Origin of the sequence: Algibacter sp. (assembly GCF_049667265.1) — a bacterium.
In the GTDB taxonomy this organism is placed as follows: Bacteria; Bacteroidota; Bacteroidia; order Flavobacteriales; family Flavobacteriaceae; genus Algibacter_B.
The window spans coordinates 1-12,848 of the sequence record NZ_JBATHX010000085.1 but is presented as its reverse complement, the minus strand read 5'-3'; the positions used below and the strand labels follow the sequence as shown (position 1 = coordinate 12,848).

General features: G+C 33.9%; 8 protein-coding genes. All 8 read right to left on the bottom strand.

What is annotated here, in order from left to right:
• Window positions 1-471, bottom strand: coding sequence for a hypothetical protein (locus WBN21_RS03205; RefSeq protein WP_424197855.1), 471 nt, complete (start codon window positions 469-471; stop codon window positions 1-3).
• 12 nt (window positions 472-483) lie between these two features.
• Window positions 484-2,895: an alpha-ketoacid dehydrogenase subunit alpha/beta gene (locus WBN21_RS03200; RefSeq protein ID WP_424197854.1), complete on the bottom strand. Its 2,412-nt coding sequence runs from the start codon at window positions 2,893-2,895 to the stop codon at window positions 484-486.
• 167 nt (window positions 2,896-3,062) lie between these two features.
• On the bottom strand, window positions 3,063-5,825 hold the full coding sequence (locus WBN21_RS03195; protein WP_424197853.1) for a metalloprotease: 2,763 nt from the start codon (window positions 5,823-5,825) through the stop codon (window positions 3,063-3,065).
• Between the two features lie 206 nt (window positions 5,826-6,031).
• On the bottom strand, window positions 6,032-6,721 hold the full coding sequence (locus WBN21_RS03190; RefSeq protein ID WP_424197852.1) for a TIGR00730 family Rossman fold protein: 690 nt from the start codon (window positions 6,719-6,721) through the stop codon (window positions 6,032-6,034).
• Between the two features lie 47 nt (window positions 6,722-6,768).
• Window positions 6,769-9,600 carry an excinuclease ABC subunit UvrA gene (gene uvrA, locus WBN21_RS03185; protein ID WP_424197851.1) on the bottom strand — a complete coding sequence of 944 codons (2,832 nt, stop codon included), beginning with the start codon at window positions 9,598-9,600 and terminating at the stop codon, window positions 6,769-6,771.
• A gap of 308 nt (window positions 9,601-9,908) precedes the next feature.
• Window positions 9,909-10,631, bottom strand: coding sequence for a hypothetical protein (locus WBN21_RS03180; protein ID WP_424197850.1), 723 nt, complete (start codon window positions 10,629-10,631; stop codon window positions 9,909-9,911).
• 72 nt (window positions 10,632-10,703) lie between these two features.
• A complete protein-coding gene (gene ggt, locus WBN21_RS03175; protein WP_424197849.1) occupies window positions 10,704-12,401 on the bottom strand; it encodes a gamma-glutamyltransferase in 1,698 nt (565 codons plus the stop codon).
• Window positions 12,394-12,848: ACP phosphodiesterase (locus WBN21_RS03170; RefSeq protein WP_424197848.1), on the bottom strand; the 455-nt coding region annotated here is incomplete at its 5' end. The genes WBN21_RS03170 and ggt, both read right to left, overlap by 8 nt.

Genomic DNA, 12,848 nt, shown 5'->3' with positions numbered 1-12,848 from the left:
TTATAAATCTTCTAACATCAAATTATAATCATACTGTAAATCTTCATGCAAACCAGAAACAATTTTTTTAGCAAGAAGTATTTGGCGGTTGTACATGTTTTGAAGCTGTGTACTGCGTTTTATGGTAGGTGAGAAATCTTTTAGAATGGCACAAAAATAAATAAGTAATTCTGCTTCAGTTTCTTTACTTTGAGAATAGCGTACAAACTTTTTTACGTTACGAAGAATTTTACGAACACTTTTTCGGATATAAAAATAGCTATCTCGGTTTATAATTTCAAATTCATTATCCATATACTCTTTTACCGATTCAATATAACCAGATTCATGCTCTGATTCAAACAATAAATAGGTGAGTAGTTCTTTGTTTTCCTTTTTGAAACGCGATAATCTTAAGCAAAGTGTGATTAATTCTTCCTTAGATTGATGTTGTAATTCTTTTTTTATAGTTACTGCTGATACTGCTTTCATATAGAAAAAGAACTATCTTAATTTAGGAAAATCATTAGGATTCAATTCGTGCATAACCTCATAAATTGCTTCATAAATATCTTCTGCGGAAGGTTTTGAAAAATAATCGCCATCATTTCCATACGCAGGCCTATGCGGTTTAGCAGTTAGTGTTTTTGGGCTACTATCTAAATATTGAAAGCCGTTTTGTTCGTTTAGAATGTTATCCAAAATATAAGCAGAAGCCCCACCAGGAACATCCTCATCAATAATCATGACTCTATTAGTTTTGGCTATGCTTTTAACAATATCGTGGTTTATATCGAAAGGTATTAATGATTGAACATCAATTATTTCTATATCAATTCCAACGGCTAATAACTCTTTTGCTGTTTGTTCAATAATACGAAGTGTAGAGCCGTATGAAACCACAGTAATATCGGTTCCTTCTTTTATGGTCTCAACAACACCAATTGGTGTTTTTAAATGGCCTAAATTATTAGGCATTTTTTCTTTAAGTCTGTATCCATTTAAGCATTCAACTACTATGGCTGGATCATCACCAAGTAAAAGCGTGTTGTAGAAACCGGCAGCTTTGGTCATGTTTCTTGGCACTAATAAATTAACACCTTTTACTAAGTTTAAAACACCACCCATTTGAGAGCCAGAATGCCAAATTCCTTCCAATCTGTGCCCACGAGTTCTAATAATTAAAGGAGCTTTTTGTTTACCTTTTGTTCTGTAGTGTAAGGTTGCTAAATCATCGCTAATTATTTGCAATGCATATAAAATATAATCTAAATATTGAATTTCTGCAATGGGTCTTAAGCCACGTAATGCCATACCAATACCTTGCCCGATTATGGTTGCTTCTCTAATTCCTGTGTCTGCAACACGTAGTTCGCCATATTTTTCTTGAAGACCTTCTAATCCTTGATTTACATCGCCAATATTTCCTGTGTCCTCACCAAAAACTAATGCTTCTGGATAACTACCAAAAATTGCATCAAAATTGTCGCGTAGAATGATTCTGCCATCTACCTGCTCAGCGCCATCGTCATAAGTTGCTTTAATTTCTTTAATTCTTGAATTGGAACGTTGTGTTTCAGAATATAAATGGGAACTAAACTTCGGCTGAGCATGTTCAAATAAAGAATTAATCCAATTGCTTAAAGTTTTCTTTTCTTGAAATGATTCTCCAACAATATATCTTAATGCTTTTCTGGCATGAGATAACATGTCTTTTCTTGTTGGTTCATCAATATTTACTAAGCTATCTTTTAATTTTGCAATAAACACCCCATTAACACTAACAGATTCTACTTGTTTGAAAATCGAAATTAATTCTTGTTGCTCCTTTTTTAAAGGTCTTAAAAACGTATTCCAAGCATTTTTCCGAGCGTCTCGAACATCTCTTTTAGCCGATCTTTCAATTTCTACCAGCGCTTCGTTGGTTGCAATGCCGTTTTCAATAATCCATTCCCGTAATTTAACGTTACAATCGTTTTTAGCTTCCCATTCTAATCGTTCAGCGTTTTTGTATCGTTCATGCGACCCAGATGTTGAGTGGCCTTGAGGTTGCGTTAACTCTTGAACGTGAATTAAAACGGGTACATGTTCTTCTCGAGCAATGGCTCCAGCTTCTTGGTAGGTTTCAATAAGGTTAGCATAATCCCAACCTTTAACGCGTAAAATTTCGTAACCTTTAGTGTCTTTATCCCTTTGGAAACCTTTTAAAATTTCTGAAATATTTTCTTTGGTAGTTTGATGTCTTGCATGAACGGAAATACCATATTCATCATCCCAAACACTAATAACCATTGGTACTTGCAATACACCCGCGGCATTAATAGTTTCAAAAAACAAACCTTCGCTTGTACTTGCATTTCCAATAGTCCCCCAAGCAACTTCATTGCCTTCTTTTGAAAAACCAGACGTATTAATACCTTTAACCTTTCTGAATATTTTTGATGCTTGCGCTAAACCTAATAATCTTGGCATTTGTCCAGCAGTAGGAGAAATGTCTGCACTAGAATTGTACTGATTTGTTAAATCTTTCCAGCTTCCATTATTGTTTAAACTATGGGTTACAAAATGACCTCCCATTTGCCTGCCAGCTGACATAGGTTCTAATTCGATATTTGTATTCGCGTATAGTCCTGCAAAAAATTGTTCAGGCGTTAATTCGCCTATGGCCATCATAAAAGTTTGATCTCTGTAATATCCAGATCTCCAATCGCCTTTTTTGAATGCTTTTGCCATGGCTAACTGAGGTACTTCTTTACCATCACCAAAAATACCAAACTTGGCCTTTCCTGTTAAAACTTCACGACGCCCAAGTAAACTACATTCTCGACTTATCATAGCAATTTTATAGTCATTAATGACTTCTGCCTTAAAATCTTCGAATGATATATTGTTTTTCAAGTTGGTTATTGGTTGCATAGGTTCATGCTTTAGTCTCGCAAAAATAGGGAATAAACAGCTTTTTTGCAATTAATTCCAGTGTTAAACAACTGCTAAATTCTTAAAAAATAATAATTTTTACCAATATTTTTGAATAATATGTAGCGTTTAGGTCGTATTTGTGATTATTATTTAATCAATAACGTTTAATACCAACGCCTTCTGAAAAGTCCTAAAAGTGCTTGAGGATCAGCGGTAAACTTAAAACGTATTTTTTGGTCGTAACGAGGTTGACCAATTTCCCAACCTAAATTGGAATATATTGGAAGATAAATTTCAAAATAATCTGTCACTAAATTGATTCGGATACCTGAATCATAAACAAAATTTGGTGAGAAGGATTTGTTTTTTACTAGCCCAATATCACCATAAGCCAAAACATATTTCCATAGAGTTGTACTAGCATTAATAGTCGTAATCCATTGATTCGCAAATGGGGCTCCTAATTTTGATTTGAATCCGCCTTCAGCTTCAATGTATTGTTGGCTAAAAATTCCAGTAGCTTCAGATCGTCCTAAGTAGTTATAATCAAACAAATAATCGGTTGGTCTATCCAAAGCAAAACTAAAAAAATCGGAGGCTACATTTGTTTTATTACTTAGAAATGCACCTGCAAACGCTCGTACGTTTAATTGTCTATTACTTTCAAATAGCTGTCTAAACTCATAATTTAAAGATATTTTGCTAAACTTCTCTCCAATTTGAAAATCTGTATTCCATTTACTAAAATTAATTAAATTGTCATTAGAGTGAACATATCTAACATTAAAGACACTATAATTTGGTTCGTTAGAAGTTAATATATTGTTCACATCCTCATCTCTATGAATATCTACGTATCTTAAGCTTAACCATTTCCTTTTGTTAGATCTGAAATCATCATTTTCTCTAAAAAGGAACTGAATAGATGGGGTAATTTGTCTAACAAATAAATTTTCACCAAAGGAGCTGTATCCTCCAACAATACCATAATGAATCGTGTATAGGTCGCTATTTTGAATGTAATGACTTTTAAAAACTGATGCGGCACCTGTTATAGACCTTGATTTAAAAGAATATCGTGGTGCAATTTTGTAATTAAAAAGTTTTCTTAATACTGTTTTATTGTAAGCCTTAGCGCCGAGTGTAATACCATCATAGATATTATTAAACTCTGCAATTGGCATAAAAAACACCTGATTGTAATTAGGGTCTTCTATATCTTGAAACACTCTAAACTGCAAGGGTTTGTTGTTGAAAAAGAATCCTTTTAATGATTTCCAGTTGTCTCTTAAATTAAATTCTGGAATGCTATTATTGTAGTTAAGTACAAGTTTATTAGCATCCAGTCTTGGAATCGTAATGGTTTTACTTTCATTAATGTTCTCAACCCATATTTTTGATACTATACTATCGTTATTGAGTGAATATAACGAAACAGGCATACTGTTTTCACTCTTATTTTTAATGGTAAGCGTTATAGAGTCGTCTGTTTTTCTTACTTTTTGTATTTTGAAATCTATTTTTTTTCTAGTATTTAAGTAGTCTTCAAAAAACCAATCGATATTCTTGTCTGTTTTTGATTTTATGAAGTTTTCAAAATCTTTTACGGTAGTTGGTTCTAATTTGTTATCTCTTACAAACGATTCAATACTATTTTCAACAATATCATGATTTACAAAATCGTCTAAATAATTAAGTCCTATACCAGCTTTAAATTTATTAGCTATATTTTTATTGAATTTTAATAAAGAATCTTTAGCCATTGTTAGTGGTTGGTCTCTATTGGTTCTAGCCATTAGCATGTATGATAGGACATATTTATCATTAAATTTCATATCTGCGGCATGAAACGATCTTACACCCCAAAAATCGGCAAAGGTTCCTAGAAATTTCATATCTGGATAATACTCATCAACATATTTCATTAAATAGTAAATCTGGATACCATCAATGAGCCATTGTTCTTTTCTTGGATTTATTAGTAAGGTGTTTTCTAAATAATTATGTAATGCAATTTTTAGAAATTGTAATTCGTATTTAAATTTATTTGGATATGGTTTTATGAAACTTGGTAAAAAATTTAATCCATAAATAGGATCCTTATCATAATCAATTTGAGAAAGCAGCAATTTTTTATGAGGGTATTCACCAAGGTTTTCAAAAATAAATGCTTTTACTTTTTCAGTTATTAAAACTTTTTCAATAACCTCTAAATTGTTATCAATAATGTTCGAAATAACTGATAAATCCTCATCTTGAATAGTTCTAAAATTCGAATTTTTATTTAAAAATAACTTATTATTTACTCTATCATTTCCTTCTAGATTAACTATTTGTTTGTTAGGGAGTTGTTCAGTTTTACTTATATCTAATTCTGAAGTCAAAGCATAACCGTTAGGATACTCGATTTCTAAAGTAATATCGGATTTAGGTATAAATAAATCATCTAAATTTTTATTACTATAATATTGCCATTCACCATTATAAATTGCTGGTGTAATATACCAGTACCTTAAGTTAATATTGCCATCATCCGTAATGCCGTATTTGGTAAATTTTGCATTTGGAATTTTTACCAAATACTCTAACTGAATGGTATAGGAGTCATTAGGTTTTAATGGTTCTTTTAAGTTTACTTTAAGTATATCAATTTGGTTTTTTAATTGTGAATATTCTAATTTTACGTCATTTTGCTTAATAGAAGTAATTACAGAAAAACCCCTGTCTTCGTTTTTAGCAAGATGGAAATCGTTATTATATTCATCGGCAATTCGATTTGCTAAAGGCGTCGTTTTGGTTGAGTAGCTATTGTTCCAATCGTTAAGGTAAATGGTTTTCAATTCATCATTTGTAGTGTTTTGATAATGAATAGTTTGAGAAATTTTTATTTGCTTTTGGTTGATGTCAAAAACGGCCTTAACATCCATTTTGTTTTGACCAAAACTAGAAAAGCAAATTAAGAGTAAAAGGATATAATTAAAAAAGTGAATTTTCAATTTTCAATAGCATTAAAGGTTAATAAATTCATGTAAGGCGCCGCAATATAGTAAAATATAGCGGCTTATAACCCGACATAGTAGTTATTGTAATTACTTGGAGTGTTTTAGGGTCACAAAATAAAAATGGATTCTTTTTAAAAATTAGGGCTTAAACCTGAATCTTTGTAGAATGCATCAAGAATATCAATAACCTCATCTTCGGTATCAACCAAATGAATGAGATCTAAATCTTTCTCACTAATGTTTCCAAAGCCTTCTAGAAGGGTCATTTTTATCCAGTCCATGATGCCTTGCCAAAATTCTGTTCCAACAAGAATAATTGGAAATTTACCAATTTTATGAGTTTGAATAAGGGTTATCGCTTCAAAAAGCTCATCTAGCGTTCCAAAACCACCAGGCATAACTACAAAGCCTTGTGAGTATTTAACAAACATAACTTTTCTAACAAAAAAGTAATCAAAATCTAAACTTTTATCATGGTCTATGTATGGGTTATCATGTTGTTCAAAGGGTAAATCAATGTTTAATCCAACTGAAGTTCCACCTCCTAAGTGTGCACCCTTATTTCCGGCTTCCATAATACCTGGACCACCACCAGTAATAACGCCATAACCGGCTTCAACAATTTTTTTAGCAACGCTTTCGGCTAGTTTGTAATATTTGGTATCTGGCTTTGTTCTAGCAGACCCAAAAATTGAAACACAAGGCCCAATTTTACTCATTCTTTCAAAACCATTGACAAATTCGCCCATGATTTTAAAAATAGCCCAAGAATCGTTTGTTTTTATTTCATTCCAGCCTTTATGGTGCTTTTCTTTTCTCATATTTTTATTTTTAATATAATTTTTTAGACTTTATGGTAATTACTAAGCTAACTTAATTCTTTTTTAAGAAACTTAGCTGTGTAACTTTTTTTGTGTTTAATAACTTCCTCTGGAGTCCCTTCTACAATTATTTGTCCGCCGCCTTTTCCGCCTTCGTAGCCAATATCAATAATATGATCTACGGTTTTAATAACATCAAGATTGTGCTCAATTATCAGTACCGTATTGCCTTTGTCTGCAAGTTTATTAAGTACAATCATTAATACCCTAATATCCTCAAAATGCAAGCCCGTTGTGGGTTCATCAAGAATGTAAAAGGTGTTACCTGTGTCTCTTTTTGAGAGTTCGGTAGCTAGTTTTATACGTTGTGCTTCACCACCAGAAAGCGTGGTGCTTTGTTGTCCTAAAGTAATATAGCCCAAACCAACATCTTTAATTGTTTTTAGCTTTTTATGTATTTTAGGAATATGCTCGAAGAATTCAACGGCTTCATTCATAGTCATATTCAATACATCGCTAATATTTTTTCCTTTGTAGCGAATTTCTAGAGTTTCACGGTTAAAACGTTTGCCTTGGCAAGTTTCACATTCCACATAAACATCTGGAAGAAAATTCATTTCAATAACGCGTAAACCTCCGCCTTGACAGGTTTCGCAACGACCACCTTTTACGTTAAAGCTAAAACGACCGGCTTTATAACCACGAATCATAGCTTCGGGAATTTTAGCAAATAAGGCTCTAATTTCGCCAAACGTGCCTGTATAAGTCGCAGGATTACTACGTGGCGTTCTGCCTATTGGCGATTGGTTAATATCAATAACTTTATCAATATGCTCTAAACCTTTAATGCTTTTGTATGGCATTGGTTTTTTTACGCCATTAAAATAATACGCGTTTAGAATAGGGTAAAGGGTTTCATTAATTAACGTAGATTTACCGCTACCGGAAACTCCAGTAACACCTATCATTTTTGCTAAAGGAAATTTTACTGAAACGTTTTTTAAGTTATTTCCTGTGCAGCCTTTAATTTCTAAAAACTTACCGTTTCCTTTTCTACGTTTTTTAGGAACTTCAATTTCCTTTTTGCCGTTTAGGTAGTCGGCAGTTAGCGTGTTGTGTGTTTTTAACTCGTCAGGATTACCGATACTAATAATTTCGCCTCCATGTTTTCCAGCTAGCGGACCAATATCAATAACGTAGTCTGCACGTTCAATCATGTCTTTATCATGCTCAACTACAATTACCGAGTTACCAATATCTCGAAGTGAAATCAGAGAACTTATTAATTTTTCATTATCGCGCTGATGTAAACCAATACTTGGCTCATCAAGGATATAAAGTACACCAACAAGTTGAGAGCCTATTTGGGTAGCCAATCGAATACGCTGTGCTTCACCACCAGATAATGATTTGGAGCTTCTGTTTAAGGATAAATAATCTAAGCCAACATCCAATAAAAACTGGAGTCTAGATTTTATTTCTTTTACAACTTCTTCGCCAATTTTTAATTGTTTTTCTGAAAGGTGCTCGTTTAAAGTGCTAAACCATTTTGCAAGCTCGACAATATCAGTATTAGCCAATTCAGCTATGTTTTTGTCGTTTATTTTGAAGTAAAGTGATTCTTTTCGTAAACGCGAACCTTCACAAACAGGACATTCAACTTTATCCATATAATCCTTTGCCCAACGTTTTAAAGATCTAGATTCGGCTGTTTTATATTGATTTTCAATGAAGTTAGCCACGCCTTCAAAATCTATTTTGTAATCGCGAGTAACTCCTAACGTTTTACTTTCAACTGAAAACTTATCATTTCCGCCATAAAGAATAATTTGTTTAGCTTCTTCTGGGATATCTTTATAAGCATCCGTTAATTTGAAGTTGAAGCGTTGTGCAATAGTTTCAAATTGTTTGAAAATCCAGCTATTTTTTTGCGGGCCATGCGGTGCTAATGCTCCAGATTTTATTGAAAGTGAATCGTCTGGAATAATTTTATTCTCGTTAATTTGATATAAAGTACCAATGCCATTACAATTAGAACAGGCGCCCTTAGGTGAATTGAATGAAAAATTATTGGGTTCTGGGTTAGGGTATGAAATCCCTGAAGTTGGACACATTAAACTTCTACTAAAATAGCGTGCCTCGTTAGTGTCTTGGTCGATTACCAAAAGGACATCTTCACCATGATACATGGCTGTGTTTATGGTTTCGGAAAGGCGTTTATCATTATCAACACCATCATTTATTACCAATCTGTCAATGACAATTTCTATATCGTGATTCTTGTAACGGTCTAATTTCATGCCTTTTACAATGTCGCGAATGTCACCATCGGTTCTTACTTTAACAAAACCTTGCTTGGCTATTTGCTCGAATAATTCGCGATAATGTCCTTTTCTTGAACGAACTACAGGAGATAAAATATTAATGCGTTTTCCTTTAAAATCGTTAGTTATAAGTTCCTTGATTTGCTCATCGCTATAGCTAACCATTTTTGCGCCCGTATTAAAACTGTAGGCGTCGCTAGCACGTGCAAAGAGCAAACGTAAAAAGTCGTAAATTTCTGTAATGGTGCCGACTGTAGAACGTGGCGATTTACTAGTTGTTTTTTGCTCGATGGCAATGACAGGTGAAAGGCCATCAATTTTATCGACATCAGGACGTTCTAAACCACCTAAAAATTGCCTGGCATAGGCTGAGAATGTTTCTATGTAACGTCGTTGTCCTTCGGCATAAATGGTATCGAAAGCTAAGGACGATTTCCCGCTACCTGATAAACCAGTAATAACTACTAGTTTTTCGCGCGGAATGGATACATCAATGTTTTTAAGATTGTGTACTCGTGCTCCTTTAACTTCGATAAACTCTGTGAATTGACTCATAAATTGGCAAAGTTGCAAAGGTACAATTTTTGAGTTTAAAAATGAAGTGGGTTTGGTTTGTTGTTTTGTTAATTATTTGTTTATAATAAAAATATAAAAATCGCTAAAGTGATATAATTGGAGCAAATTATTCTAAGAAGGAAGTTGTCAATTTTACTGCATTTTAAACTTAGATTGAAATTTGGTGGATATACAGGCGCAAGGAATAGAAGTGGATAGCCCCCCAGCCCGAAGGAGCGAGGACTTGTAAAGGACCTGCCTGCAGGCAGGCAGCTCGACCCGTTTGGGTTGCGCCAAAAAAAAATATTTTACTTGGTTGTTTTTAGGTCGTCAATCTCTAGACCTAAAACAAGAAGTTTATGAAATGTTGGTAATTGCGCGCCACTTTCTGTTGTTTTCCAATCGCTCCAAGATGCCTCTAAACCGTTAATTGGTAAAATGGATGTCCACATTTTGAAGGCTTTTGGTTTGCCGTTATCGTCGAGTATCCACAAATAGGAATCCCCAGGTGCAGAGCCTCCAGAGGTGTAGGTTGCTAAGAGGGCATTTTCGTTATTTTTAGTTTTTACGAGTCGGCGCTCTACACCTGAATCGAAAATTTTATAGGGAGCAACCAGCCAAAAGGAATCGTTATTGAAATATGAAATAGCTTTTTCCACTAATTCTTGTGCCATTTCGCTTTCGTTTTTAAAATTATGGATATAAACTTTGCTGTTTAACGTGTTGTTTAAATCTAGAACGACTTTGTTTTCTTTCCAATATACATTGCAGAGGTTGCTTGCTTTATTCCATTCGTAATGGTGTCTTTTTTTGAAAGTCCATTCTATATAATTGGTGTTTTGGTAAGCCTCATAATCTAGTGCTTCTAGCATTTTTTGAGCCATGGCATCGGCTTGGTTTCCTTGAATTCCTTTTGGTAATTCTTCGTTGTACTTATAGTATAAAAAACCAAAAAATAATAAACTAGGAAGTGTCAAGAAAATGATAATTCCTGTTATTATTTTTAATATTTTTTTAGATTTTACAGCCATAAAGAGCACTTAAGTTTTGTGTTTAACAGCGGCTAAGTTATTAATAAAGAATTGGTTGTGATAAGGAAAGCTTTAAAAACCGACAGCTGTATCATCTCCTCGATAATCTGCACCACCCTCGTACGAGTCATCATCTAAAACAAGTATTCCGTCGACCTTACCCAATATTGGGGAGTCCTTTTCATTTATAGGATATCCTAATGCCTCCAGTTTTATTACTAGGTTTCTGTCAAACTTATTGGGTTCCATTCTAATTTCGTCTGGTAACCATTGGTTATGAAAACGTGGCGCATTTACGGCTTCTTGCATGGTCATTTTAAAATCATGTACATTTAAAATGGTTTGTAATACGGAGGTTATTATGGTTGCTCCACCAGGTGTGCCAAGTGTCATGTACAATTTACCATTTTTTTCAACAATAGATGGTGTCATAGAGCTGAGCATGCGTTTTTCAGGTTCTATTTTATTGGCTTCGGCACCAATAAGTCCGAACATATTTGGTACGCCTGGTTTACTGCTAAAATCGTCCATTTCGTTGTTTAAAAAGAAACCAAGTTCTGAGCAATATAGTTTGGAACCATAAGCACCATTTAAAGTTGTTGTTGCTGCAATGGCATTTCCAAACTGGTCGACAATAGAGTAGTGGGTGGTTTCGTCACTTTCAATAACTTGAATGTTTCCGTGTGAGATCGCGCTTGATGGTGTTGCTTTTTCAAATGAAAAATCTGCCATTCTACTTGCTAGATAATCTTCTTTAATTAAGGTGTCAATTGGAACTACTACAAAGTCAGGATCGCCTAAATAATGACTTCTATCAGCATAGGCACGTTTTTCGGCTTCTGCAATTGTTTGTATGGCTTTTAGTGAGTTGTGTCCGAATTTATCTAAATCAAAAGGTTCTAGCATTTTCAAAATTTGTGCTAAGCAAACGCCGCCACTTGATGGAGGCCCCATGGAAATAATAGTTAAATCATCATATGTAAAGGTAATTGGAGTTCTCCATTTGGCTTCATATTTAGCTAAATCTGCTTCGGTAAGAATGCCTCCATTATCTTGAATAAACTTAGCAAGTATTTTGGCTGTTTCGCCTTTGTAAAATTCATCTCTGCCATGTTTTAAAATACGCTCGAATGTTTTGGCTAATGCTGGGTATTTTATGCTGTCGTTTTCTTTCCAATGTTTATCAAAAATTATTGAGTCTTTATTAGCTTTTGGAAAAAGTGGTTGGTATGCTTTAAAAGTTTCCGCTTGCTTTTTTGTAACAACAACGCCTTTGTATGCTAAAGCAATTACTGGTTTTAAAATATCTTCAATAGGTAGCGAGCCTAACTTTTTATGAACATCAAATACGCCTGCAATTGTCCCTGGAACGCCAACAGCCATAGCACCTAAAGTGCTTTTTTCTGGAATTACATTGCCGTTTTCATCCAAATACATATTAGAAGTTGCGGCCATTGGAGCTTTTTCTCTAAAATCTATAGAACCTATATCTCCATTTGTTTTTCTATACACCATAAAGCCACCACCACCAATATTTCCGGCAAAAGGGTAGGCTACGGCTAATGCTAATTGTGTAGCACACATGGCATCAAAGGCGTTACCACCTTTTTTAAGAATATCATTACCTATTATTGAAGCTTCAGCACGAGCTGAAACTACCATAGCATTTTTTGTTATAAGGCCTTGAACTGGTATTGGTGTTTTTTCTGTTTTTTTACATGAAATAAAAAAGCATAGTAATATTGAAATACTTAAGATGTGTTTAATCATTTTGCGCTTGTTTTAGTTCGGTTAGTTTTTGCTTGGATGATGCTATTAATTCATCAAAAAAATCTGAAAATTCAGCTTCAAATTCGGTATAAAAAGCTTCAAGTTCTACAACGGCTTCATTCATGCTAGAACGGTTTTTAGTGCGCCTGTTCATGCCATCCAAAACTCTCGAAATGCCTTCTATGGATGCGTAACTCAATAGCCAATTATCGGTTAACATATAAGGCATCATTTTTTGGATTCTTAACGGTAAAATGTCGTAATTGGCTTCCAATGAAACATAAAAATTTTCAATGTAAACATCTAAAGGGGTGTCACAATATTTATTCCAGTTTTTTGCTAAAAAATGATCGTAAAGTATATCGACTATAATTCCCGAATAGTGTCCATATTTTTCGTGAAGTCGTTTGGTGCTAATTCTAAAAGTTTTATGCGCATCAGTATAAG